The 23,771-nt window shown below is 64.3% G+C and carries 23 protein-coding genes; 6 read left to right on the top strand and 17 right to left on the bottom strand.

Features of this window, described 5'->3' with window-relative positions; all coding sequences use genetic code 11:
• Window positions 1–278 precede the first annotated feature (278 nt).
• Window positions 279–929: a class I SAM-dependent methyltransferase gene (locus BW38_RS11290; RefSeq protein ID WP_032976190.1), complete on the top strand. Its 651-nt coding sequence runs from the start codon at window positions 279–281 to the stop codon at window positions 927–929.
• A 95-nt stretch (window positions 930–1,024) separates the two neighbouring features.
• Here BW38_RS11290 and BW38_RS11285 read toward each other — a convergent pair whose 3' ends face one another.
• The 3 genes from BW38_RS11285 to BW38_RS11275 all read right to left on the bottom strand — a co-directional run bounded on the left by BW38_RS11285 (window position 1,025) and on the right by BW38_RS11275 (window position 3,059).
• A complete protein-coding gene (locus BW38_RS11285; protein ID WP_032976191.1) occupies window positions 1,025–1,513 on the bottom strand; it encodes an 8-oxo-dGTP diphosphatase in 489 nt (162 codons plus the stop codon).
• A gap of 40 nt (window positions 1,514–1,553) precedes the next feature.
• Entirely contained in the window at window positions 1,554–2,066 is a 513-nt protein-coding gene (locus BW38_RS11280) for a DUF1249 domain-containing protein (protein WP_032976192.1), read from the bottom strand.
• A 171-nt stretch (window positions 2,067–2,237) separates the two neighbouring features.
• Window positions 2,238–3,059 carry a pyruvate, water dikinase regulatory protein gene (locus BW38_RS11275; RefSeq protein WP_025879262.1) on the bottom strand — a complete coding sequence of 274 codons (822 nt, stop codon included), beginning with the start codon at window positions 3,057–3,059 and terminating at the stop codon, window positions 2,238–2,240.
• Window positions 3,060–3,204: 145 nt separating this feature from the next.
• On the opposite strand from BW38_RS11275, the gene ppsA reads away from it, so the two are divergent.
• Both ppsA and BW38_RS11265 read left to right on the top strand, forming a co-directional pair.
• On the top strand, window positions 3,205–5,583 hold the full coding sequence (ppsA, locus tag BW38_RS11270; protein ID WP_032976195.1) for a phosphoenolpyruvate synthase: 2,379 nt from the start codon (window positions 3,205–3,207) through the stop codon (window positions 5,581–5,583).
• A 150-nt stretch (window positions 5,584–5,733) separates the two neighbouring features.
• On the top strand, window positions 5,734–6,627 hold the full coding sequence (locus tag BW38_RS11265) for a mechanosensitive ion channel domain-containing protein (protein ID WP_025879264.1): 894 nt from the start codon (window positions 5,734–5,736) through the stop codon (window positions 6,625–6,627).
• Window positions 6,628–6,702: 75 nt separating this feature from the next.
• On the opposite strand, the gene BW38_RS11260 is transcribed toward BW38_RS11265, so the two are convergent.
• The 4 genes from BW38_RS11260 to tadA all read right to left on the bottom strand — a co-directional run bounded on the left by BW38_RS11260 (window position 6,703) and on the right by tadA (window position 10,145).
• Entirely contained in the window at window positions 6,703–7,818 is a 1,116-nt protein-coding gene (locus tag BW38_RS11260) for an alkene reductase (RefSeq protein ID WP_032976196.1), read from the bottom strand.
• Window positions 7,819–7,985: 167 nt separating this feature from the next.
• Entirely contained in the window at window positions 7,986–8,858 is an 873-nt protein-coding gene (locus tag BW38_RS11255; RefSeq protein WP_032976197.1) for an EcsC family protein, read from the bottom strand.
• Window positions 8,859–8,972: 114 nt separating this feature from the next.
• Entirely contained in the window at window positions 8,973–9,545 is a 573-nt protein-coding gene (gene orn / locus BW38_RS11250; protein ID WP_025879267.1) for an oligoribonuclease, read from the bottom strand.
• A 75-nt stretch (window positions 9,546–9,620) separates the two neighbouring features.
• Complete coding sequence (gene tadA / locus BW38_RS11245; protein WP_032976199.1) at window positions 9,621–10,145, bottom strand: tRNA adenosine(34) deaminase TadA; 525 nt, start codon at window positions 10,143–10,145, stop codon at window positions 9,621–9,623.
• Window positions 10,146–10,303: 158 nt separating this feature from the next.
• On the opposite strand from tadA, the gene BW38_RS11240 reads away from it, so the two are divergent.
• Window positions 10,304–10,741 carry an acetyltransferase gene (locus BW38_RS11240; protein WP_032976321.1) on the top strand — a complete coding sequence of 146 codons (438 nt, stop codon included), beginning with the start codon at window positions 10,304–10,306 and terminating at the stop codon, window positions 10,739–10,741.
• A 30-nt stretch (window positions 10,742–10,771) separates the two neighbouring features.
• Here BW38_RS11240 and BW38_RS11235 read toward each other — a convergent pair whose 3' ends face one another.
• Complete coding sequence (locus BW38_RS11235; protein WP_032976200.1) at window positions 10,772–11,275, bottom strand: N-acetyltransferase; 504 nt, start codon at window positions 11,273–11,275, stop codon at window positions 10,772–10,774.
• Window positions 11,276–11,610: 335 nt separating this feature from the next.
• Between BW38_RS11235 and BW38_RS11230 the strand changes: the two genes are divergently transcribed.
• Window positions 11,611–12,264, top strand: a complete 654-nt coding sequence (locus BW38_RS11230; protein ID WP_032976201.1) for a hypothetical protein — start codon at window positions 11,611–11,613, stop codon at window positions 12,262–12,264.
• Window positions 12,261–13,580, top strand: a complete 1,320-nt coding sequence (locus BW38_RS11225) for an XVIPCD domain-containing protein (protein ID WP_032976202.1) — start codon at window positions 12,261–12,263, stop codon at window positions 13,578–13,580. Before BW38_RS11230 ends, BW38_RS11225 begins: the two co-directional genes overlap by 4 nt.
• Window positions 13,581–13,641: 61 nt before the next feature.
• On the opposite strand, the gene BW38_RS0120650 is transcribed toward BW38_RS11225, so the two are convergent.
• The 9 genes from BW38_RS0120650 to BW38_RS11195 all read right to left on the bottom strand — a co-directional run bounded on the left by BW38_RS0120650 (window position 13,642) and on the right by BW38_RS11195 (window position 23,747).
• Window positions 13,642–14,496, bottom strand: a complete 855-nt coding sequence (locus tag BW38_RS0120650; protein ID WP_235189943.1) for a hypothetical protein — start codon at window positions 14,494–14,496, stop codon at window positions 13,642–13,644.
• A 654-nt stretch (window positions 14,497–15,150) separates the two neighbouring features.
• Window positions 15,151–16,167: an XVIPCD domain-containing protein gene (locus BW38_RS11220; RefSeq protein WP_032976204.1), complete on the bottom strand. Its 1,017-nt coding sequence runs from the start codon at window positions 16,165–16,167 to the stop codon at window positions 15,151–15,153.
• Window positions 16,168–16,224: 57 nt separating this feature from the next.
• A complete protein-coding gene (locus tag BW38_RS11215) occupies window positions 16,225–16,761 on the bottom strand; it encodes a hypothetical protein (protein ID WP_032952144.1) in 537 nt (178 codons plus the stop codon).
• 321 nt (window positions 16,762–17,082) lie between these two features.
• Window positions 17,083–17,607 carry a DUF4189 domain-containing protein gene (locus BW38_RS11210; RefSeq protein ID WP_051585002.1) on the bottom strand — a complete coding sequence of 175 codons (525 nt, stop codon included), beginning with the start codon at window positions 17,605–17,607 and terminating at the stop codon, window positions 17,083–17,085.
• A 402-nt stretch (window positions 17,608–18,009) separates the two neighbouring features.
• Entirely contained in the window at window positions 18,010–18,471 is a 462-nt protein-coding gene (locus BW38_RS21460) for a DUF4189 domain-containing protein (RefSeq protein WP_081794558.1), read from the bottom strand.
• A gap of 212 nt (window positions 18,472–18,683) precedes the next feature.
• Window positions 18,684–19,202 carry a DUF4189 domain-containing protein gene (locus BW38_RS21465; RefSeq protein WP_081794559.1) on the bottom strand — a complete coding sequence of 173 codons (519 nt, stop codon included), beginning with the start codon at window positions 19,200–19,202 and terminating at the stop codon, window positions 18,684–18,686.
• An 11-nt stretch (window positions 19,203–19,213) separates the two neighbouring features.
• Window positions 19,214–20,371 (bottom strand): type IV secretion system protein, encoded by a 1,158-nt coding sequence (locus BW38_RS11205; protein WP_032976206.1) that lies wholly within the window; start codon window positions 20,369–20,371, stop codon window positions 19,214–19,216.
• A gap of 75 nt (window positions 20,372–20,446) precedes the next feature.
• Window positions 20,447–21,274, bottom strand: coding sequence for a hypothetical protein (locus tag BW38_RS11200; RefSeq protein WP_051584992.1), 828 nt, complete (start codon window positions 21,272–21,274; stop codon window positions 20,447–20,449).
• 25 nt (window positions 21,275–21,299) lie between these two features.
• Window positions 21,300–23,747 carry a VirB4 family type IV secretion/conjugal transfer ATPase gene (locus tag BW38_RS11195; RefSeq protein ID WP_032976207.1) on the bottom strand — a complete coding sequence of 816 codons (2,448 nt, stop codon included), beginning with the start codon at window positions 23,745–23,747 and terminating at the stop codon, window positions 21,300–21,302.
• Window positions 23,748–23,771 lie beyond the last annotated feature (24 nt).

Genomic DNA, 23,771 nt, shown 5'->3' on the forward strand with positions numbered 1-23,771 from the left:
CCCCTGTCCTTCACCCGTCACTCACCGATCCTCACCAGCGGTGAATTTTTCGCCACCCATCTTGACAGCCTAGGGGGGTGGCGCCTGTCAGCGCTTATCCACAAAGTTGCCCACGCGTAATCCACACCCCCTGTGGACAACTGGTTCTCACCGACTGCGACGTTGGACATTTCCTCATCACCACAAGCCGGGGTTTCCCTACTTCCCAAGCCGATCCGCCAGCGCTATGGTCTGCGGCGGACCCGCCGCCGCCACGTCCGACTCCTTACCGACGGACGATGTTGATGCTGGATGCACGCACCCTGGCCGCGCAGTTGCGGCAGCCCCATGGCGAGGCCGCGCTGGCCGTGGGCGAATCGATGAACCGCAGCAACGACGCCCTCAACCAGGCGGCGATCGCACTGCTGGCCGTCGCTGCCGGAGAGCAGGTGCTGGAAGTCGGTCCTGGCAACGCCGCCTTTGCGCCGCTGCTGCTGCAGGCCATTGGCAGTCGCTACGTGGGTGTCGAGCTGTCCAGTGCCATGGTCGACGCCGGCAACCAGCACCTTGCCGCCAGCGGCCTGGCTGGCCGTGCCGCGCTGCGCGAGGGTGATGCCCATGCCCTGCCCCTGGCTGATGCCAGCGTCGATGCTGCGCTGGCGGTCAACACCCTGTACTTCTGGCCGGACCTGGCACCGGTACTGGATGAACTGGCACGGGTGCTGCATCGCGGCGGCCGGCTATGCCTGGCCTTCGGCGATGCCGGATTCATGCGCAGCCTGCCCTTTGCCGCCGACTTTGAGCTGCATGAGCTGGACGCAGTGGAGCTGGCGCTGCGGGTGTCCGGCTTCACCGTCACGGCATGGCGCTCGCATCGCGAATGCACGGCCGGCAATGACGGCCAGCAGCGGGAAAAGCACTTCCACCTGCTGCTGGCGCGCCGGCGCTGAAGCTCTCCCCGCCGGGCATGGCCCGGCGCTACCGAGGCTGCGCCGGATGGTAGCGCCGGACCATGTCCGGCGAGCGCAGCGGCCTCCGGAATGCCTCAAAGCCGGCTGAAGGACCAGCTCTGCATGCGTCCATCCCGGTATGGCATCACTCCGTGGAACGGGCGCGGATCGGCATCGAACACCAGCGGCAGGAAGTTGCGGTCACCCTCCCACATCGGCAACTGGTCGAGCTTGTCCACGTCCACCCACTCCAGGGTGCCCTCGTGATTGCCGCCGTGCGGGGCACCCTCAAAGCTGTCGATGACGAACACGAAACCGAACCAGTCTTCACCGTGCTTGCCGAAACCCGGCCAGCTGATGGTGCCGCGCAGGCGCATGGCCGTGCAGTCGATACCGGCTTCCTCGGCGATTTCGCGGCGCATGCCGGCGGCGATGTCCTCGGTCGGCTCGACCTTGCCGCCCAGGCCGTTGTACTTGCCCAGATGGTGGTCGCCCGGCCGGGTATTGCGGTGGATCATCAGCACCTGGTGGCGATCGGGCGAGAGCACATAGCCCAGGGTGGCGACGATCGGGGTATACGGCATGTGCGGGTCCGGCGGCGGGTCAGCCGTGGATTATGGCCGATCAACGCACCAGCGACAGGCGACGGTCGCCGGCACCCACGGTGTTGCCGTCTGGATCACGGCGCAGGGTGGCCACGCCGTGGCCGCGTTCGGCCAGGTATTCCAGCCATTTGCCGAGGAAGGTGTTCATCCGCATGCGATGGCTGATCAGCTCGGCCGGCGGTGGGTACAGGCCCATCGTGTCCTGCCAGCGGCGGCCGACGTAGCAGTGGGTGGTCTCGGCTTGGCGCGCGTCCCGGTACAGGCGGACGAAGGCCGATGGGTCCGGTTCACCGGTCACCGGGTCGGACAGGTCATAGGTCAGGCGCAGCTCGACCGTGTAGCGGTGGCACTCGATCACGTCCAGGCGCACATCCAGGCCATCGCCCACCGAAGAGACATAGCTTCCCGCCACCAGCTCGGCCGGCGCGAACAGGCGCACCAGGTGACGGTAGTTCTCTGCGTACAGCCCCATGAGCCAGCTCAGCCGGCTCAGGCGGGGAATGCGCTCGGTACGGGGCAATGCTCGGGCCATGGGCTGATCCTACACGTTGGCCCTTCAACGTGGGGACTGATCGGCCCCGGCCAAAGGGGCCCTGTATCGACCAACGGTCGATACCCACCGCGCAGGTAGACCACGACCGTGGGTCGTAGCGCACCCGTCAACCGCGCAGGTAGACCGCGACCGTTGGTCGTGGCGCCCCCGTCAATACAGCTCGCGCTGCAGCCCCAGCGTACCGAGCACCTTGCTGGAGATCTCCTCGATCGAGGTATGGGTGGTGCTGAGGGTCGGGATGCGTTCCATCTGGAACATGACCTCCGCCGCAGCCACCTCGCGCTTGCAGGTGTCCAGGTTGGCGTAGCGCGAATTGGGCCGGCGCTCCTGGCGGATCTGCTGCAGGCGGTCGGGGTCGATGGTCAGGCCGAACAGCTTGCGCCGGTAGTTGCGCAGGCGGGGCGGCAAGCGGTCGCTCTCCAGATCCTCGTCGGTCAACGGGTAGTTGGCCGCGCGCACCCCGTAATGCAGGGCCAGGTAGATGCAGGTAGGCGTCTTGCCCGCCCGCGACACCGCCACCAGGATCACGTCGGCATCGTCGTAGTTCACCGCGATGCCATCGTCGTGGGTCAGCGCGAAGTTCATCGCGTTGATGCGCCGGTGGTAGGTGTCGAAGTCGACCATGCCGTGGGCCTGGCCGACCCGGTTCAGGCGCGAGCTGGACAGTTCGCGCTCCAGCGGCTCGATGAACGGGGCGAACACATCCAGCATCAGCGCCCCGCTTTCGGCCAGGATCAGGCTCAGGCTCTGGTCCACGCAGGAGTTCACCACGATCGGCCGGACCTGGTAGCGCTCCCCCGCCGCCTGGATCCGGGCACAGGCTTCGCGGGCTTTTTCGGGGTCATCGACAAATGACATCCGGTCGGTAATGAAGCTGAACCCGGAGAACTGGGTCAACAGGCTATGCCCAATGGTTTCAGCGGTGATACCGGTTCCATCGGAAACGTAGAACACCGGACGGATGGTCGACATGCGCGCATTTACCCCCTACGAAGCCTAAAAGGGCCGCCAACACAAGCTTGTGCCGACGGTGGTCTGCCCGGCATCATATCGACTTCTTCCTACGGACGCGGCCATCAAAGCCCGCCTCGGGCGATGGCCAAACGGAGCATCGCGCTTGAACGAGAACATCCTGTGGTTGCACGAACTGCGTCTGGCCGACCTGGCCCGCGTAGGCGGCAAGAATTCCTCGCTGGGCGAGATGATCGGCAACCTTGCCGGTCTGGGCGTCTCCGTTCCGGGGGGCTACGCGACCACGTCTGAAGCCTTCAAGGACTTCATCGCGCACAACGACCTGTCCAAGCGCATCTTCGACAAGCTGGCCACGCTGGACGTCGAGGACGTCAACGCACTGACCGCAGCCGGCAAGGAAATCCGCGGCTGGGTGATCGATGCACCGCTGCAGCCGCAGCTGGACCAGGACATCCGCACCGCCTACGCCAAGCTGAGCGCCGACAACGGCGGCGGCGACGTGGCCGTGGCCGTGCGCTCCTCGGCCACTGCCGAAGATCTGCCCGATGCCTCCTTCGCCGGCCAGCAGGAAACCTTCCTCAACGTCACCGGTGCCGACGATGTCGTGCACAAGGTCAAGGAAGTGTTCGCCTCGCTGTACAACGACCGTGCCATCGCTTACCGCGTGCACCACGGCTTCAAGCACGAGGACGTGTTCCTGTCCGCAGGCGTGCAGCTGATGGTGCGTTCGGGCGTGGGCGCGTCCGGCGTGCTGTTCACCCTGGACACCGAGTCCGGCTTCCGCGACGTGGTGTTCGTCACCTCCTCGTTCGGCCTGGGCGAAATGGTCGTGCAGGGCGCGGTCAACCCCGACGAGTTCTACGTCTACAAGCCCACCCTGCAGGCCGGCAAGCCGGCGATCCTGCGCCGCTCGCTCGGCAGCAAGGCGATCCGCATGGTGTACTCGGATGTCCCCGGCGAGCGCGTCAGGATCGAGGACACCCCGGCCGAACTGCGCAGCACCTTCTCGATCAACGATGAAGACGTGGCCGAACTGTCGCGCCAGGCGCTGACCATCGAAAAGCACTACGGCCGCCCGATGGACATCGAGTGGGCCAAGGATGGTGTCAGCGGCAAGCTGTTCATCGTGCAGGCGCGCCCGGAGACCGTGAAGTCGCGCAGCCATGCCACCCAGATCGAGCGTTTCGCGCTGACCGAGAAGGGCGGCAACGTTCTGGCCGAAGGCCGTGCCGTGGGCGCCAAGATCGGTGCCGGCGTGGCGCGCGTGGTGAAGACGCTGGAAGACATGAACCGCGTGCAGCCGGGCGACGTGCTGATCGCCGACATGACCGATCCCGATTGGGAGCCGGTGATGAAGCGTGCCTCGGCGATCGTCACCAACCGCGGCGGCCGTACCTGCCACGCGGCGATCATCGCGCGCGAGCTTGGCGTGCCGGCCGTGGTCGGTTCGGGCAACGCCACCAAGGTCATCGAGGATGGCCAGCTGGTCACCGTCAGCTGCGCTGAAGGCGATACCGGCTTCATCTACGAAGGCAAGCTCGGCTTCGAGCGCACCACCACCGATCTGGGCAACATGCCGCCGGCACCGTTGAAGATCATGATGAACGTGGCCAACCCGGAACGTGCCTTCGACTTCGGCCAGCTGCCGAACGCGGGCATCGGCCTGGCGCGTCTGGAAATGATCATCGCCAGCCACATCGGCATCCACCCCAACGCGCTGCTGGAATACGACCGCCAGGATGCGGCGACGAAGAAGAAGATCGACGAGAAGATCGCCGGTTATTCCGACCCGGTCGGCTTCTACGTGGACCGTCTGGCCGAAGGCATCGCCACCCTGACCGCCTCGGTCGCGCCAAACCCGGTGATCGTGCGACTGTCGGACTTCAAGTCCAACGAGTACGCCAACCTGATCGGCGGCAGCAACTACGAGCCGCACGAAGAGAATCCGATGATCGGCTTCCGCGGCGCCAGCCGTTACGTCGATCCGAGCTTCTCGGCCGCCTTCGCGCTGGAGTGCAAGGCCGTGCTGCGCGTGCGCAACGAGATGGGCCTGGACAACCTGTGGGTCATGATCCCGTTCGTGCGCACCCTGGAAGAAGGCCGCAAGGTCGTCGAGGTGCTGGCCCAGAACGGCCTGAAGCAGGGCGAGAACGGCCTGAAGATCATCATGATGTGCGAAGTGCCGTCCAACGCACTGCTCGCCGATGAGTTCCTGGAGATCTTCGACGGCTTCTCGATCGGTTCCAACGACCTGACCCAGCTGACCCTCGGCCTGGACCGCGATTCGTCGATCGTGGCGCACCTGTTCGATGAGCGGAACCCGGCGGTGAAGAAGTTGCTGTCGATGGCGATCAAGTCGGCACGTGCCAAGGGCAAGTACGTCGGCATCTGCGGCCAGGGCCCGTCCGATCATCCGGATCTGGCCGAATGGCTGATGCAGGAAGGCATCGAGTCGGTGTCGTTGAATCCGGACACCGTGGTCGATACCTGGTTGCGCTTGGCCAAGTTGAAGGCCAAAGGTTGACCTGTTGACGTGTGATGGCTGACGTCGCTTTCATCGACGCCTGCCCATACTGAAGCTGCACGCAAGCCCCGCCTCTGCGGGGCTTGCTGTTTCTGGCGTCCGCGTACGCCATGTTTCCGTCGCACCTGTTCCCGTTGCAAAGGAGTCCGCATGATCGCCGCTGCCCCACCCTCCCCCGCCACGACCTCCTGGTTCCGCTCACTCGACTGGGAACGCCTGCTGGAGACCTACGGCGTGCCGTTGCTGGCCGCGATCGTGGTGCTGCTGGTCGGCATGTGGCTGGCACGACGGCTGTCCAATGCCATGCCGCGCGCCACCTCGCGCATGGGCGTGGACCCGATGCTGGGCAGCTTCCTGCGCAACGTGGTCTACGCGGCCTCGCTGGTGATCGTGGTTATCCTGGCCATCGGCACGCTGGGCGTGCAGATCACTCCGCTGCTGGCCGTGCTCGGTACCGCCGGCCTCGCCGTTGGCCTGGCGCTGAAGGATTCGCTGTCCAACATCGCCTCCGGCGTGATGCTGGTGACCCTGCGTCCGTTCCGCGTAGGCGACGTGGTGACCATCGCCGGGCAGACCGGCACGGTTCGCGAGGTACGCATTTTCCAGACCGTGATCACCGGCGCGGACAACCAGCACACCACCATTCCGAACACGCTGATCACCGCCGCACCGATCATCAACCTCACCGCAGAGCCCACCCGCCGCGTCGAGCTGGTGGTGGGCATCGGTTACGAAGACAACATCCAGTTGGCGCGTGATACCGCACTGGCCCTGATGAAGGCCGACCCGCGCGTGCTGCAGACGCCGGCACCGGACGTGGTGGTGTACGAGCTGGGTGCGCACGCGATCAACCTGGGCATCCGCTGCTACGTGAAGTCGGCCGATCACTTCGGCACCAAGGTCACCCTGCTCGAACAGATCAAGCTGGGCTACGACAAGGCCGGCATCAACATCCCGTATCCGCAGCAGGACATGCACCTGTACCTGCATGGCAAGGATGGCGGCGTGGTCGAGGCAGACGCACTGGTGCGCGACAAGCCCTGATCGGCAGTGCCGACCACCGGTCGGCACCCATCCGCCGTCATCGGTAGCGCCGGGCCATGCCCGGCGGACGCTGCTTCAGGCCTCGACTGCCTCTTCCAGCACCGGATAGTCGGTGAATCCCGCCGCGCCACCACCGAAGTACGTCGCGCGATCGGGCGAATTCAACACCGCGCCGCTGCGCAGGCGCTCGGGCAGATCGGGATTGGCGATGAACGGCCGACCGAAGCCGATCAGGTCGGCCCATCCCTCCGCAAGCGCCTGCGCGGCACGCTCGGCGGTGTACTTGCCGGCGTAGATCAACGTGCCCGGATAGATCATCCGCAGCGCCTGCTTGAACGCGACCGGCATCAACGGGGCATCCTCCCAGTCGGCCTCGGCGATGTGCAGGTATCCCACACCCAGCTCGCCCAGCAGATGCGCGGCAGCCAGATAGGTCGCCTGCGGCGTGTCATCCACCGCCCCCTGCAGCGTGGTCAGCGGTGCCAGACGCACGCCGACTCGCTCGCCGCCAGCGACATCGACCACCGCCTGCACCACCTCGCGCAGGAAGCGCAGGCGATTGCGCAGCGCGCCGCCATAGCCGTCGGTACGCTGGTTGGCCTGCGAGTCGATGAACTGGTTGATCAGGTAGCCGTTCGCGCCGTGCAGCTCGACGCCATCGAATCCGGCAGCCAGTGCATTGCGGGTGGCCTGCGCATAGTCGGCCACGATGCCCGGAATCTCGTCCTCGCCCAGCGCGCGCGGCATCGAGTGCTGGATCATTTCGCCCACGCCGGATTCCGGACCGGCGCCGGTCGGGTCGACGAAGACCTTCACCCCTTCGGCCTGCAGTGCCGAGGAAGAGACCGGCGCCGCGCCGTCCGGTTGCAGGGCCACATGGGAGACACGGCCGACATGCCAGAGCTGGGCGTAGATGCGCCCACCCGCCGCGTGCACGGCATCGGTGACCCTGCGCCAGCCCTGCACCTGTTCGTCGCTGTGGATGCCCGGGGTCCAGGCATAGCCCTGGCCCTGCGGGCTGATCTGGGTGCCTTCGCTGACGATCAGCCCGGCACCAGCGCGCTGGGCGTAGTACTCGGCCATCTGCGCGGTGGCGACATTGCCGGCCGCCGCACGCGAGCGGGTCATCGGTGGCATCACGATACGGTTGGGCAGCGTCAGCGCGCCCAGGCGGTGGGGGGTGAACAACATGGCGGCACTCTCTTGCGGGGGATTGCCGGCAAGGATGGGGATGGCGCTGCGCGCGCAACAGGCGCGTCCGCGCAAAACAGTTGTGCCTGGCAGGCAAGGGTCAGAGCCCTTCCCTGCGGCGGTCGGGGTCGGATCCCTTTCCGCAGGAAAGGGCTCCGACCCCATCGTTACAACGTCGGCTCGATCAACGCCCCGCCGTGTGCGATGCGGTCGTAGCAGGCGCGCACGACCTCTTCGCCGTACTTCAGCTCCAGCCGGCGCACGATGAAATGGCCGCGGGCCAAGTCCTGGTAGTAGTCGGTGAACATGGTGTTGAGCGTCGCGCCGGCCGCCGCACCGACGATTGGTACCGCCTGCGCGGCAAACTTCTCGGTGACCACCACGCCGAAACGGGCGGCGACCTTTTCCACCAGCTTGGCCAGCAGCTTGCCGGCTTCCTTCGGCGCCACGCCCAGGGTCAGGTCGCGCCCGGTCACCACGCGCCCGGCCAGTTCGGCCGAGAGGTGGCGCATGACATCGGTGGTGAAACCACGGGCGAGGTAGTAGCCGGTCTCGCTGGCATCGTCGCGCGGCGAATTGCCACCCAGTGCGAACACCTCCAGGCAGGCCTGGCGGGTGCTGAACTGCGATAGATCGAAGCCTTCGCTGCGGGCGACGTCGGCTACCGCGCGCATCATGATCGTGGTCGATACCGGCAGCTCGATGAACAGCGCAGCGAAACCGAACGCCCCACCCACCGCACCGGACGTCGCCGCCGCCAGCTTGTGCCAACGTGTCGAGGCGCCCTTGCCAGGGGTGTTGTCCATGCTCCACAGCGCGGCCTGCACGGATTTGGACAGCGCCGCCTGCACCGCACCGTGGATGCGGTTGGACACCGAGGTGGGAAGCGCCTTCACCGCGAACTCCAGCGGCGTTCCGACCAGGTTGGCCATGCGCGCGGTGATCGTGGGTGCTTCCAACAGTGCTACCGCCCGCTGCAGGTCAGACCAGTCACCAGCGTCGTGGGCGATATCGCGGGGCAGCAGGATGGGCTCGTTCATGCGGCCGATCTTAGCGCCAGGGAGTTGAACGCAGGGTGGTGCCGGCCGCTGGACGACAACCCTGCGCCGCCGGCTGGGATCAGGCCATTGCCGGCCAGCGGCCGGCACCAACCCTCACGGGCTCGGCAGCCCCGACAGCGCGCCCATGAACTGGCGGTAGTGGCGCAGCTCGTTGATCGAATCGTGCACATCGCTCAGTGCGGTGTGGTTGCTGTTCTTGCCCACGCCCGCAGCCACGCTTGGCGCCCAGCGCTTGGCCAGTTCCTTCACCGTGGACACGTCCAGGTTGCGGTAGTGGAAGTACTTTTCCAGCCGCGGCATCTGCCGGTGCAGGAAGCGGCGGTCCTGGCAGATGGAGTTGCCCGACATCGGTGACACGCCGGCCGGAATCCACTGCGCCAGGAAGGCCACGGTCTGCGCTTCGGCCTGGCCAAGCGTGGTGGTGCTGTCGATGACGCGCTGCCACAGGCCCGAACGACGATGCTGGTTGCGGTTCCACTCGTCCATCGCTTCCAGCGTTTCCAGCGGATGATGGATGGCGAACTCCGGGCCCTCGGCCAGCACGTTGAGCTGGGCATCGGTGACCACGGTGGCGATCTCGATGATCGAATCGTTGTCGGTATCCAACCCGGTCATTTCCAGGTCGATCCAGATCAGCCGCTCGTTGGCCGCGCCGTTCTCTGCCATCGTGTCGCCTCGTTGCTGGGCAGGCACGAGGCCGGCCGGTAATGGAAAGTGGCGGCCATCATACCCTTTCGCCACTCAGCCCTCGCCAGCGTGGTCCTCCAGCAGCAGCGGCGGCTTGCCACGCTTGGCCCTGAAGTAGTTGGTCAGCCGGTTGCCCGCTTCCTTGGCCAGCACGCCGGCATGGACCTCCACCCGGTGATTGTGGCGGGCATCAGCGACCAGATCGAACACGCTGCCGCAGGCGCCGGTCTTGGGGTCGCTGGCACCGTAGACCAGGCGCGCCACGCGTGCGTGCACGATAGCCATCGCACACATCGCGCACGGCTCCAGGGTGACATACAGGGTGCTGCCGATCAGGCGGTGATTGGCCAGCATCCGCCCGCCCTCGCGCATGGCCACGATCTCGGCATGCGCGCTGGGATCGTGCGAGGCAATGTTGAGGTTCCAGCCCTCGCCCAGCAGCTGACCGTCGGCACCCACCAGCACCGCACCGACCGGGATCTCGTCAAACTCGCGTTGCGCACGTTCGGCCAATGCCAATGCGTGGCGCATCCAGTGTTCGTCGGCGTCGTGCACGGGCACGCCCAGGGTGTCGGTCATGGTGGTTCTCGAATTCGAACAGTACGGCGCGACCGCAGTGTAGCGCAGGCCTCTGCGACCACGTCGACCGCGCCTCGCAGGCCGCCTCCAAACGGCATTTCCCCTCCAATTCCGGCCGCTATACTTGGGTGCACTTGCGAAGCACCTTGGACATGCCCATGACCACCCTGCGCCCCTCCCGCGCCACCGATGGCGACGCTCTCGTCGATCTCTGGCGCCGCGCCGTCGACGCCACCCATGATTTCCTCAGTACCGAAGACCGTCGGGCTATCGATGCTGAAGTTGCCGGCTTCCTGCCACAGGCCCCGATGGTCGTGGCCGTCGGCGACCAGGACCAGCCGCAGGGTTTCATGCTGATCGACGGCTCGCACATGGAAGCGTTGTTCATCGATCCCGACGTGCGCGGAACCGGTATCGGCCGCCAGCTGCTGCAGCATGCGCTGGCACTGCAGCCGCAACTGACCACCGACGTCAATGCGCAGAATGCGCAGGCCGTGGGCTTCTATCGGCGCATGGGTTTCATCGAAACCGGACGCTCGCCGGTGGATTCGCAGGGTCGTCCGTATCCCCTCATCCACCTGCGCCATCCAGGCTGATCGGCGGTTGGAACGCCGGCCGTTCCCCGGTCAGGCAACCACGTCGAACGCCGGCGAGTAACGCACCTCCCCCTGTGCCATCGGTGGCTGCAGGCACAGGGCCTGGAAATACGCCGCCGGCACGCCGGGTAGTACCAGATCCGGCACGGCACGGAAGCCGAAGCGCCCGTAGTAGGCCGGCTCGCCCAACAGCACGCAGCCGCGCGCGCCCCTCTTGCGCAGAGCCTCGATCGCGGCCCGCATCAATGCCGTGCCCACGCCGCGCCCCTGCTGCTGCGGCAGCACCGAAATCGGCCCGAGCCCGAACCAGCCCTGGCTGTCGTCCTGCACGCTGACCGGGGACAGCGCGACATGACCCACCAGTTGGCCCGCATCCTCTGCCACCAGCGAGATGCTCAGCTCGCCACGCTCACGCAATGCGTCGACGATGTGGTGTTCGGTGTGGCTGCTGTGCAGCGCGTTACGGAAGGCCGCCTCGGTCAGGAAGTGGATTCCAGCAGCGTCTGCGGGCAGTTCAGGGCGGATGGAGAGCATCGTCGGCACGTCGTCGGAACGGAGTAAGCACCTTGATCATGCCGCATCGAGGAAGCAACGGCCCGCGCCTGATGCCCGTACCCCACCTGTGAAATCCGGATACGAATCACAGTTCGCTGCATCCAATCCAGTTTGATAGCGTCAAAATTTCGACTATTTCACTTTTCCGCCGCGAGAATCGCGCAATCTAGCCTTCCCGGGTCCGGGATCGTGGTCACCAAGGAAAGGAGACATGCCGTGATTGCCCGTCTTTCCTCGCCAGCGCGGCGCGCACTTTCGTCGCCCGCAGCGTGCCCCGTCGCGAACGCGCTCACTCCTCCGACCGGAGGCTGACGGTGCGCCGCACATCCCTCCCGTGTCTTGCCTTGCTTCTACTGATTGCCTGCAGCCCGGAGACCGCCATGAACCAGGAACTTGCTTCCGCCGAGTCCGACGTCGCCCAGGGAGGACGTGGCCTGGCCAAGCTCAACCCCTCACCGCGCAAAGCCTATGAACTGGTACTGCGCCTGCACAACCCGCCGGGCAGCTTTGCCGTGGTCGAAGGCGTTGCCCAGTACGATGTCAGCAACGAAGCGCAGTGCGGGTACATCGAGCCCGCCACCGGCGCTCCCGCCCGCATCACCAGCCAGGAGCCGGTGACGCTGCGCAGGGTCACCGACAACGAGTACCGCGGCACCGTCTACCTGGACCGCATGCTCGACGAGGACTACTACGGCCGCGGCGTCTGCCATTGGGCCTTCAGTGGCGCCGGCGCGATGTTGAAGGCGACCGGCGCCGATGGCGAGACGCGCTTCCTGTCCTTCATCGATGCCGATCCGTTCGTCAAAGGCCAGGCTGAGACGCGCCATTATCCGCAGGGCGACTACCCACGCGTGGCGGACCTGCCCGACTATGGCGCTACCGGCCAGAAGGACGCCAGCCGGTTCCGCCCGGAACTGCAGGACACGCTGTTCTCTGCCACCTTGACGGCCGATGAGGTGCAGCCGTGACCCTCGGCAGCCAGGACTACGCCGCGCTGTCCAACGATGCCTATCGCGACCTGAAAGTCGGTCGCCGCGCCCCCGGACAGGAAGAGCATGTCTCCCTCAACGGGCATGACTACAAGGTGCTCGAGCACGTCAGCAACCGCTTCAATGGCTATCAAGGCACGATCTACCAGCGCGTGGACACGCAGGAGATCGTGGTGTCACATCGCGGCACCGAGCAGATCGCCCGCGATGGCCTCCTCGCCGATGGCGGCATGGTGGTCGCCCGCTACAACGTGCAGGCCGCCGATGCGCTGGCACTGACCCAGCGCGCCCTCGCGTACGCTGCAAAGGAAGGACGCGACCTCGGCCAGGCACCTGAGGTCACCGTCACCGGGCATTCGCTCGGCGGCGCGCTGGCCCAGATCAGCGCACATCACTACAACCTGAAGGGCGAGACCTTCAACGCTTATGGCGCGGCCAGTCTTGGCTACCGCATTCCCGAAGGCGGCACCAGCGTTGTCAACCACGTCATGGCAGCCGACCCGGTCAGCGCCGCTTCGCCGCACTTCGGCCAGGTGCGCGTATACGCCACGCCCCAGGAGATCGACACGCTGGGCGACTGGGGCTTCAGCAACAGCCGTCTGCGCATCCTGATTCCCGACAGTGCACTGGGCGCGGCCGCCAACTCCCTCGGTTCGCACAAGCTGGTCAATTTCCTCGGCGAAGACTCGGTGCTGGGCAGGCCGGAGACGCAGGCCTTGGCACGCGACAACGTCAAGATGATCGACGAGTACCGGGACAAGATGGAGCTGCTGCGCAGTGGCGTCACCACCGGTACGCGCGGCCTGCCGGGCGGCGTCAAGGATCTCTTCGACCATCTGCGTGGCCCCCTGGAACCGGGCGAACCCGCGCGCCGTGAAGCCGAAAGGCAGGGCCGCCCGATCGGCATGCTGCGCATCGACGACGCCGGCCACGTCGGCAACCCCTTGTTCAATGATGCCCTGCGCGGCGTGCACGCACAGGACGCCCGCGTCGGCCGCACACCCGATGGCATGAGCGCGCAACTGGCAGGCTCGCTGGCTGCGGAAATGCATGCCGCCGGCGGACAGCGGATCGACGAGGTACTGATGAGTGCCGACGCGTCACGCAGCTTCGCCCTGCAGGGTGAGGGCGGCGACCCCGGCCATCTGCGCGTGTCCGTCGACACCACCCGCGCGATGAACACGCCGCTGGAGCAGAGCAGCCAGCGCATCGAGCAGCAGGCTGCCGGCCAAGCCCTGGCACGCGAGCAGCAGCTGGAACAGACCCAGGCGACCCAGCGCAGCCTGCACGCCTGAGACGCTTGCTGGAATGAAAACGGGAGCCGGCACTGCCGGCTCCCGTCATTTCCGAGGTCGATCAGGGGCTGGAAACCGCCGGGTTTGCCGCCGGCCCTGCCAGCACGTACGCATCCGGGCCCGAGTCCGGGAAGCCGCCGCAGGCCTTGTCGCCCGGCGCCACCGGATCACACGGCCACTGCGCGCGCGTTACGGTGTCGCGCAGCTCGAAGCGGGTGCCGTTCCAGACCACGAAGGCCAGGTGTTCGCGGTTCCAGTCACTGAAGCTGTGCGGACCGGTCTTCTGCGGTGATTCCGGGTACTGCACGAACCAGCGCATGGCCGGCCCGTACTGCAACTTGCTGTGGTCCAGGCTGATCCTGCCTTCGCGGGTGCGGTGGCGGGCACGATCGGCCTCGGCGATCGACGGTGCCGCCGGCATTGCCATTGCAGTGATGTCCTGCGGGACGCCATCGCTGCCCACCTGGTACACGCGCTGGCGGACGTAGGCCTGCCCGCAACTGCCGGCTGCGAGTCGGACGGGCTCTGCGGTGTTCTCGTTTGGCAGTGCGCCATCGGCACAGTCGAACGGCGCCGAGACCAGGTAGGTGGTCGTCGACGCATCCGCGCCTTCAAACGAACGCACCCAGATGTCTCCCAGGCGGGCGATGAAGTCCGGGCGCTGGCCCACGCCGGCCACGGCCTTGAACCACGCCTTCTGGCGCACTTCACGCTCGCGCCAGCTGCGCGGCAGGTGGATGTCCTGCTCAGGCAAGGCCACCAGCAGCGCCGCCAGGTGCGGCGGCAACGCGCCCTGGCAGGCGCCGATCATCAGATCGCCCTGCGGTGCCAGGCGACCGGCCAGATCGACCGGGCAGCGCGCACCGAGCTGGCGCTCCGCGGCCTGGTCTGGTGCCAACGGGATGATCGGTGCCAACGGGATGATCGGCGGTGCGACGGGGGCCGGCGCAGAGGCTGGCGCGGTGTCGGGCGCCTGTGCGACCGCGGGTGCCGGGGCCGACACCTGCGCGGGAGCCGGTGGAGGAGCTGCGACAGGAGCCGTTGCGACAGGCGCAGCATTGGTGGAGGCAACGTCGGTCGGCGGTGCCATCGTTGCTGCCGCAGGTGCCGGTGCACTCGCGGGTTCGGCAGAGACGGCTTCCGGAGCGACGCCCGTCGCCGGTTGCGGCTGCGGTGCGGGTTCGGGCGCCGGGGGCATGGACGGCACAGGTGCAGCTACCAGGGCAGGCACCGGCTCAGCCGCGGCGACGGGAGCCAGTGCAGCTACGGCATCAGTTGCGGCGTTAGCGGGCGTCTGCGCGTCCGCCGCGGCCACTACCGGTGCTGGCACCGCCTCCTCGACGGCGGGAGCCGCCGGGGCGTCGGGTGCCTGCTGTGCGTGGGCCATGGCGGCAGCCAGTCCCAGCGGCAGCAGCCACAGTGCCGGAGCGCGGCCACGCTGGGCCGCTTGGGAACGCAGGAAAGTGTTTCGCATGTTGTGTCCTTACAAAGAGATCCATGTAGGCACCCGAGGGTGCTCGGTGTCGTGCGATGGGCCCGCCGGTCTCCGACCTGCCGGGCGGTGCCCAGATTACAGCGATCGCGGGCGATTCTGATCCTGCTCGCGGATGACCGAAGCGGTCTGTTCCTGGCGGGAAGAGGCTTCGGCCGCCAACTGCTGGCTGCTCTGCTCGAGCGGCAGCTGGGCAGCGGCCTCACGCTGCACCATCGAGCGCTGCATCGCCGGGTCCCCCATGACGCCCTGCACCGCAAACAGCGCCCTGCCGTCGGTACCGGCCACCACGTGATCGATACGGCTCATCCCTGCCTTCTGTGCGCTCAACGCCAAGGCCCCGGCCGTATTGTCCAGTTCCTGCTGGCTGCGCAGGCCACTCTGCGGCCCCATCTGCTGCAGATGACCCCGCGCCTCGGTAAACAACCGGTTGCCGGCATGGGCCGGATCGGACATATCGCGCGCGCGCTCAGGCAACTGTGCAGGTTCGCCCACTTCGCCGCGGGCAAGCCGGTCCATCACGTCCGGGGTCAGCTTCTGCTGCCACGCCTCGAAACGCTTGAGCCGGTCCTCCACCCCGTTGACAGCACCGTTGATGGCATACGTAGCCTCGCGCACGTCCTCGCGCGCGTGTTCCGGCACACGGTTCTGCCATTGCCACACCGCGATGCGACCTGCGTGTTCCGGCTCCGATGCCAACTCGGGCTGGTTGACCAGATCCAGATCCAGCGCACTGCCGGCGCGCTCGTAGCTTTCCTTGCCGGTCAGCGGCAGATAACCGCGCCCGTGGTACTTGAGCGCATCTCCGGGCGCGTCATTGCCCATCCGGCCGCCATACATCAGCTCAGCCAGATCATCCGGACGCCCTCGCAGGGCTTCCTGGCGCGCGGACTCCAGCGCCTCGGTGCCATTGCGCCACGCCGCTTCGACCGGGATCTGCGAGATGCCCCGGGTATAGTTGAAACTCTCGTTGAGCCGGCTCAGGCCGCGCGACTCGTGCCCTGCCTGGGCCATGAAATTGGCCAGTTCAAGGGGGGAGTCGATGCCGGCTTTCGTCGCCTGCCGCAGCAGTTGCGACTCTCTATCGGTCGACACAGTGCAACTCCTGGATGTTCATCAGCGCGGATTCCTTTCCGCCGGTTGGAGCTTGGCTCATGGAAGCGACACCTCGGCGACACTGGACGGATCGAAGTCCTCGAACCGCACCCTGCCCAGTTCCGCCACCGAGAAATCCCGGATGTTGGTCGCCTCGGTCTCGATATCCACGACCTTGCGTCTCACCCCATCCACCCAGCACGCCTTGTCCGCCGATGCGTAACGGAACCGGTACGTGCTGCTCCAGCGCTCGCGGCTGCCGCCGTTGGTGATCACGCTGAAGGTGTCTTCCTCAACCATTGCATACGCAAAAGGGTCGCCAGCCAGGCCACCGCGGGTGGAACATGGCACCAGCTTGTCGTTGCGCGCGGCCAGCTGCCAGCGCCCGCGCCCGTCACCGCGCAGCAACAGCAGCACCCGGTTTGGTCCGTGCTGGCCGGGCACCAGCCCTTCCGGCGTCGGCTGGTCGATGACCAGCAGCTGGTACTCGATGCCATCGCCGTTGAGCTCGCCCCTGACGGCTTCCAGCAGGTTCGCACCGGACGGAACGAATGCCAAGGCATCGTCCATGTGTGCGCCAAACCTGTCGTCCATCCCCTCCCACTCCTTCAATGTCGTCTTGCCGATGCCCGCCTCCCTGGCCGGTCGGAACGCGGTGTCCCGGCTCGCCCGCGCCTGCGCAGATGCGGATCATAGCCCCGCGCACGGCGTGGCCGCGATAGTGGCAAGCGTCACCCGTCGGACGGGCGGACAGAGTCCTCATTGGACGGAAAAGCTCCTGCGTTCGGTGGCACTGGCGCGTCATTTTTATGACGCGCGGGGAGCTTACCGCGAGGAGCTTTGCCGCGTCGAAGGTCGGGAGAAGCGAAAAGCGGAATTGATCACATAAAAACTGGGCTTAACGTGAATGGTGCCCTACCTGATGAACAGATCCGCCGTGCAGGCCGTGTTGGAGATCCTGCATTGATCCTGTGGCATCTGCCTCCATGCGGCCTTCGCGCTGCATTGCTGCATCGCGACAATGACCGCACCCTGTTCGGACATGGCTGTGACGACGCTCGTGGTTTCAGTCCCCAGCCCCGCGTGGGCGACCGCCACGCACTGCGCCTGGAACAGGGTCGCCAACGTGCATTCGCCCTTGCCGAATTCCCTGCACTCCTTCATGGACGCGCGCTTGGCCTTGCCCCGCGAACGCATCGAATTGCTGATGAACGTGTCGCCGCGAGCATCCATCGCCACGCCGCGCACGGTCTGCGCCCAGTTGGGGCGATTGTTGTACGGCGAACCTGTACTGCTCACGGGGATGGGCGCGCAACCCTGTACACCTTGGCCACCTATCGGATACATGCCCGCGGGGCAATTGCCTTCAGCCAATGCACTGAACGGCAGCAGGCCTGCCATCAGCAGGCACAGGAGGAAAGCATGGTGGATACGTTTCATGGTGACACCCATTGCTTTGCTGCCCAGTTCGAGGGGTGGTACGACCTGAGCAGACGATCGCTATCCACACATGCCACCCGGATCGGGAAGGCGTTGCAGAGGCCCAAGCCCGCCGAGTGCCTGATCATTGGAGAGCTCGGCGATCGCAAGCGGAACGCACGGCAAGGGCTATGTTCTCGAAGTGACACTGAAGACTCAAGGTCAATCGCGTCAAAATGTGCATCAGCGCAGGCTTGATCGGATTAAATCACTCAATTGACAGGCGACCTGATCACAACACACTACGGACAATCAGATAGACGCCTTTCCCGCCAATATCAACTACACGTCGGCAGCGCCAAGCCTGCTCTTGTCGTGAGGAGTCAACACGTTCTGGAGCACTGCTGGTTGCGGGCGTTGTCGCTACAACGCCTCATAGACCGGCTCAGAACCCGCTGAGTAGGCGATCTTGCATTGCGTCCCTGCAGGATCGATGCAGATCTTCTGCGCCTGCACGATGGCTTCCTTCATGTCGTGCCCGCTCGCAGCGCCACTACGCGCGCCATTGCTTTTGTTGTGAGGAACCACCCAGGCTGCGCACTGGTTTCTGTATGCGATGAGTATTCTGCAATCGCGAGCAGCGTGCATGCCGCATCCCTCCAGAGCAACACGCTCCGCGTCCTCTTTCGTCGCCTTCCCTGTCGCAACACCTGCTTCAGACGTACTCGGCGAGGAAGCAATGGCGCCCCACGTCTTTATGCCACTGCGCAGCGGGTTCCGGCTCACGGGCGGCTCCCCCGGCCCCGGGAATCGGAGCACATCCGCCGACTCCTTGATCGCCGATGGGGTACTGGCCGGCTGGGCATCGGCCCTCGGCATTCGCATTACCGGTAACGACGAGAACGGCAAACGCCAGCGTCAAGGCCAAAGAAATTGCAGTACCGCTCAAAGGCGTGAAGTCGGCCATTGCCAAGACTCTCCCAACATCGCTTTTGATCACCCTTTAACCTGATGCTCCGCGCCCGCAATTCTCCTTGAAGCCCTCCGCAGTACTTCGAGCGAATTTCAAAGAACCGGAGGCAGCAAAATTCGCCCGTTCAGCCCTCCTGAAAGAAAGGCTTGGTGCAGTCCGAGTGGAAAACAGAGCATTCCTGACTTCCCAAGCCCTTGCAATCCTTCACTGCCCGCTCCTGCGCCTGTTCTTTCGTGGCGCCGGTGTTGAACCTCATACCATTCTCCGGTCGTGCAGCCCGGACAACCGCATAGCACTGGTTGTAGTAGGTAAAAACGACTGTGCAGTCCGTAGCTCCGCCTTGCCGGCATCGCTCGACGGCTTGGCGCTCTGCCGAAGCCTTAGCCTGATGCCCAGTAGCTGAACCTGCATCTCCACCAGGGGAGCTGGCGACAGCACCCCATGTCTTGACCCAATGCCCGGGATTCTCCTCAGGGGCGCTTTGTCCTGCGCCTGGTATGGGAGCGCAACCACCAACGCCTTGGTCGCCAATCGGGTACTGACCAGGAGGGCAGCGCCCTTCAGCGAACGCCGAACTTATGTGTACAGAGCCCAGCAGGACCAAGGATAGACACAGATGCTTCAAGGAGGCGGTTAGGTTCATCAGCTGAATCTCTAGTTTCCATGATTCGGATTTGCCGCACCGCGCTGACCGGGAATTGCTGAACCCGGGCCTCCGGTACCATCAAACATCTTACCCATCACCGATTGCTGACCATGGGAGTTTGAGCCAGAAGACGACTCTGGGGCCGTCGGCGGCGGCGCCGACATACCCGGCGGACGACCATCGGCACTCGGCGAGGCACTGGCGCCGCCACCTATCTGCGAATATGCCATGAAGGTGCCCAGCGTGCCCTGGAAGAACATCGCCGCCATTGGGGGTGTAGTCAGGATCAACGCGGTGAGGATCAGACCCATGCCACCCTGCTGCATTGCCTGACTGGTCATGCCGTCGGACATGCTTTCCTTGAGGATGAACTCCTGTACCAATGCGGTCGTCCAGAATGTCGCGGCCACACGCACCACCATGTCCAGCGCAATGGAGACCATGGCAGCAAGTACGGCCATGGAGAACATCGTGCCGATCCCGTAGAAGAGCCAGCGTTGGAACAGTTGTTTGGTCTGATCAAACAGCAGGCAGAGGATGAACAGCGGACCGAAGCCAATGAACAGCGCCATGGCGATTTCATACAGCATCAGCATCGCGCCAGCAGTGATGGCTGGGCCAGCGGTGCCCATGCCGATGAAGAACAGCGCCCGCTTCTTGTCCTCAAGCAGCTCCCCGTCATTCATGATCTGGATAGCATCAATACTGGAAAGGGCAACCTGCATCCATGCCAGACTCTTGTCGATCTGCTCTTCGGGCGACTCGTTGGAGCCAGTAACGACCTGGGTAATCTCTTCCTTGACGTCGTGGGTGAGGAAGCGATGCAGGTTGGTGCCGAACATCCCCATCGTGGTGGCCACACTGACGATCAACGCCGCGCGGGCCATGTTGGTCACCAACACCATCATGGAATCGCGGCTGCGACCGGTCACGATGCGGAATCCTTGCACCAGCACCCAGAGCGTCATGAGTGTGAGGGCGATGCCGCCGACCCACTGCATCATGTGCCCCATCATGTCGATGCCGAACTTGTTTATCTTGCTTCGCAGGAAGTCGAAGATGAACTTGAAGAACACGAAATCCCCGATCGACTGGACACGCGCCACGTGCCCCATCAAATCCTGGAATCCGCCATTGAAGTCAAAATTGGCAATCGACCTGATCATTTCCGCAATCCCTTGATGTATCCCTACCGGACAACTTCATGGAGCAGGTGCATTTTGCACCTGCCCCGAGTGACGTCAGTCGATGCTCAATGCACCCTTCAGTGCAGCGGTCTTGACCAGCTGCGATATCACACCCGGCTTGCCCTTCAAGGCCACTCGCGCCAACACGCGCTGATTTGCTTTCATTGATTCCTCATAGGCGTCGTAGGACCGCATACGGGCCTCCCATTCCTGTTGCAGCTTGGCGATGTCGTTCGCCGTACGCAGCGAGTCGCTGTTCACCGCAGACACGGTGCCTGCCTCATTTCCGCCCGCACCAAAGCGCCATCCCATGATCTCGCCCAGTGTCGAATTGATGCTGGGGATAGTCTTTTCAAGGAACTCGACCGTCTCGTTGCGCTTACGGTTCTCCATCATCTGAATGTTCACGCAGAGCTGCTGCTGCTGCGCATACAGATCGCCAGAGGTGTCGAGGACGAACTTCTTCAGTAGGCTTCCTGCGCTGAAGCTTGCCGAAGTACGGCAGACTTCAGCAACCATGTAGTCATCTGGAACACGCTCGAGTGTTGCCCCGGGCGGCAAACCAAAGTTGTTGATCAGACCTTGAATCTTGACCAACGCATCGCGGTATTCCTGCAAGGTGCGATTCCATCGCGATACCTGCTCGCCGTACTCCACCGCATCTGCGGCGAGTTGCTCCTTGTTCTGCGCGAACTCCTTGAGAGCCTGGAGCAGGCCGCTCAGGTCGAATACCGGCCAGCCACTGGCGCCGGCTGGAGTGCTCGAAAACACCGCCATGCTGCCCAGCAGGATCGCAGCCAAGCGCTTCTGGCGCAGGCTGCGGCCGGATTTGCGGGTGTGGGTCGCGTTGTTCATGTCGTTCTCCACGGGAATGGAAGTCATCATTGTCATCCTTGTTCTTCGACCGTCAGGCAGCATCGGTTTCGGCAGGCAACTTGGCCTTGCCCGAGCCTTTTCGATTCTTGTAGAAATCTTCCAGCCACTGCTCTGGGGTCAACTCGTCCACAGTGACGCGGGCGCGTACCGCTGCTGTCTGCAGCACGCGGTGCATGATGTCGATGTTGTCGGTCGACGCCGAGATCACCGACAGGATGTCATCCATGCCGCGCAGGTTGAGCTGACACACGCTCGAAGCGTGACCCTGCTTGACCAGGAAGCAGCGCGAGCGCTCGTCCAGCGCGGTGACCACCTTGAACTCGGCCTCGGTCAGCTTCAGGCCCTCCATGTAGTCGCTCTTGCTGGCATTCGGGTTCGGCAGCAGGATCAAGGTGGCAGTCTGTTCGATCAGCGCGGCGGAGATATCGCTCTTCAGCGCATCCTCCGGACTCTGTGTCGCAAAGATACCCATACCATTCTGCTTTCGGATGGTCTTCTGCTTGTTCTTGGCGAACTCCTTCAAACCACCCTCACCGTCCAGGATCTTCCAGAACTCGTCCATCACGTAGATCAACGGGCGACCGTCGATCAGCGACTCCAGTCGGTGCAGCAGGTAATTGATGACCGGCACGCGCACTTCAGGGTTGTCGATGATGTCGGTGTAATCGAAACCGATGATGTTGGCCTTGCTCAGATCCACGGTATCGACCGGATTGTCGAACACCCAACCCAGCGAATTGCCCGAGGTCCAGCGGCGCATGCGCGCGTACAGACCATCGTCGCCCATATTGGGCAGGCTCTTCTGGAAATTGGTCATGCTGCGCAGGTGCATCGGCGTGTCGAGCATGCTCTCCACCGCGCGATAGATGTCCTCTTCCTCGCGGGCGCTGTACTCGCGCTTGCCGGCCAGCACCTTGATCAGGTCCGCCAGGAACTGCACGTTGCCTTCGTTGTTCTCACACTGGAACGGGTTGAAGCCGGTCGGCGCACCGTTCTCGAGGGCCAGGTAGTTGCCACCACAGGCGCGCACGAAGATCTCCGCACCTCGGTCCTTGTCGAAGAAGAAGATGGTCGGCGACGGCTCGTACTTCTGCACCTGGCTGAGCAGGAAGTTGATCAGCGCAGTCTTACCGGTACCTGACTTACCGATCACCATTGTGTTGGCGATCGCCTTCTCACCCAGCGAATTTTCCGACGGGTGGGTGGCATGGAAGTTGAAGTAGTACGGCTGGCCGTTGGTCGTCTGCAACGTGGTGACGCAATCGCCCCACGGATTGTTGTGCTGCTTGCCGGTGGCAAAATTGTGCAGCGGCGCCAAGCCCAGAAAGTTCAGCGAGCTCACGTTCGCAAGGCGGGTACGGAAGCGCCAGTTGGCCGGCAACTGTGAATAGAACGAAGAGGTGACCGCAAGGTCTTCCTTGGTGGACACGAAGCCGGCATTGGACAGTTCGGCACGGGTCGTAGCCACGTTCTGCGACAGCTTGGCCTGACTGTCGCCATACACCGCCATGATGAAGTGGTACTCGCCCAGCACGAAGTTGCCCGAAGACAGGTGGTCCATCGCCTGGTCGAGTTCGACGATCTGACTGACCGCCTTGTCACCGGAGGAAATCATCATGCCCTTGGTGCGGTCCAGCACCTTCAGTGCGTCCTGACGCCCCATCGGGCTGAACGAATGAGTGATGACGTACTCGTAATCCAGGTACTTCAGCCCATTGAGAATGCCTGGGTATGTACCCTCGGCATACTCCTTGATATTCAGGATCGCACCGAAGTGGTTGGCACCGTTCGGCGTATTGATGACGAAATCACCGGTTTTGGCTGAGAACATGTGCCGACTGACCGGCAAATAGTCCTTCACCGGCGCAGACAGCACCGGCACCGGCTCGTCGATGCGGTTGATCAGATAGCCGAACAGCTCAAGCGTCTCGGAAAACACCACGCCATTCTTGGCTTCGTACATGCCGAGGCGATACGGTGCGTAGTCGCGGATGACCGCCTCGACGTTGCCCGCCAGTTCCATCAGCTTCTCGACGGCCTGCTCCTGCTCGGCGCGAAGCTTGTCGACGTTCGCTGACTTCTCAACAAAGCGCTTACCCGCGACCACCGGACGATAAATCATCGTCAGGTAGAGCTCGTTCTGCATGATGCGCTGGGAGGAAAGCATGCCCATGTACTGATCGGACACGTCCTGGTTGAACCGTTGCTTGTAGTAGCTCTTGCCCTTCAGGGTGCGACGGCGGCGGATGTCATGCACCCAGAAGGCAACATTGACGAAATCCGGTGCGCGCAGCGTCTGCAGCAACCGATTAAAGGTGTTGTGCCGATGTTCGAGCTCCCATTCCTCCCGCCCCACGAACGGCAACCCTTCCAAGTGCCAGGTCAGCAGGTAATCGCCGCCGGTGGTTTTCACCACGTTCGGGGCTACATGCGACGACAGAGGAATGAACTCGCTGATGGATGTGTCTGGACTGAACATACGACTGCTTCCAAAGGGTACTGC

This window comes from Stenotrophomonas sp. RIT309 (genome assembly GCF_000632045.1).
In the GTDB taxonomy this organism is placed as follows: Bacteria; Pseudomonadota; Gammaproteobacteria; order Xanthomonadales; family Xanthomonadaceae; genus Stenotrophomonas; species Stenotrophomonas indicatrix.

Excerpts from the sequence above, each read along its gene's own strand:
- BW38_RS11290 (WP_032976190.1), top strand. The coding sequence starts at position 279 with ATGTTGATGCTGGATGCACGCACCCTGGCCGCGCAGTTGCGGCAGCCC.
- BW38_RS11285 (WP_032976191.1), bottom strand. The coding sequence starts at position 1,513 with ATGCCGTATACCCCGATCGTCGCCACCCTGGGCTATGTGCTCTCGCCC.
- BW38_RS11280 (WP_032976192.1), bottom strand. The coding sequence starts at position 2,066 with ATGGCCCGAGCATTGCCCCGTACCGAGCGCATTCCCCGCCTGAGCCGG.
- BW38_RS11275 (WP_025879262.1), bottom strand. The coding sequence starts at position 3,059 with ATGTCGACCATCCGTCCGGTGTTCTACGTTTCCGATGGAACCGGTATC.
- BW38_RS11265 (WP_025879264.1), top strand. The coding sequence starts at position 5,734 with ATGATCGCCGCTGCCCCACCCTCCCCCGCCACGACCTCCTGGTTCCGC.
- BW38_RS11260 (WP_032976196.1), bottom strand. The coding sequence starts at position 7,818 with ATGTTGTTCACCCCCCACCGCCTGGGCGCGCTGACGCTGCCCAACCGT.
- BW38_RS11255 (WP_032976197.1), bottom strand. The coding sequence starts at position 8,858 with ATGAACGAGCCCATCCTGCTGCCCCGCGATATCGCCCACGACGCTGGT.
- orn (WP_025879267.1), bottom strand. The coding sequence starts at position 9,545 with ATGGCAGAGAACGGCGCGGCCAACGAGCGGCTGATCTGGATCGACCTG.
- tadA (WP_032976199.1), bottom strand. The coding sequence starts at position 10,145 with ATGACCGACACCCTGGGCGTGCCCGTGCACGACGCCGACGAACACTGG.
- BW38_RS11240 (WP_032976321.1), top strand. The coding sequence starts at position 10,304 with ATGACCACCCTGCGCCCCTCCCGCGCCACCGATGGCGACGCTCTCGTC.
- BW38_RS11235 (WP_032976200.1), bottom strand. The coding sequence starts at position 11,275 with ATGCTCTCCATCCGCCCTGAACTGCCCGCAGACGCTGCTGGAATCCAC.
- BW38_RS11215 (WP_032952144.1), bottom strand. The coding sequence starts at position 16,761 with ATGGACGACAGGTTTGGCGCACACATGGACGATGCCTTGGCATTCGTT.
- BW38_RS11210 (WP_051585002.1), bottom strand. The coding sequence starts at position 17,607 with ATGAAACGTATCCACCATGCTTTCCTCCTGTGCCTGCTGATGGCAGGC.
- BW38_RS21460 (WP_081794558.1), bottom strand. The coding sequence starts at position 18,471 with ATGCGAATGCCGAGGGCCGATGCCCAGCCGGCCAGTACCCCATCGGCG.
- BW38_RS21465 (WP_081794559.1), bottom strand. The coding sequence starts at position 19,202 with ATGAACCTAACCGCCTCCTTGAAGCATCTGTGTCTATCCTTGGTCCTG.
- BW38_RS11205 (WP_032976206.1), bottom strand. The coding sequence starts at position 20,371 with ATGATCAGGTCGATTGCCAATTTTGACTTCAATGGCGGATTCCAGGAT.
- BW38_RS11200 (WP_051584992.1), bottom strand. The coding sequence starts at position 21,274 with ATGACTTCCATTCCCGTGGAGAACGACATGAACAACGCGACCCACACC.
- BW38_RS11195 (WP_032976207.1), bottom strand. The coding sequence starts at position 23,747 with ATGTTCAGTCCAGACACATCCATCAGCGAGTTCATTCCTCTGTCGTCG.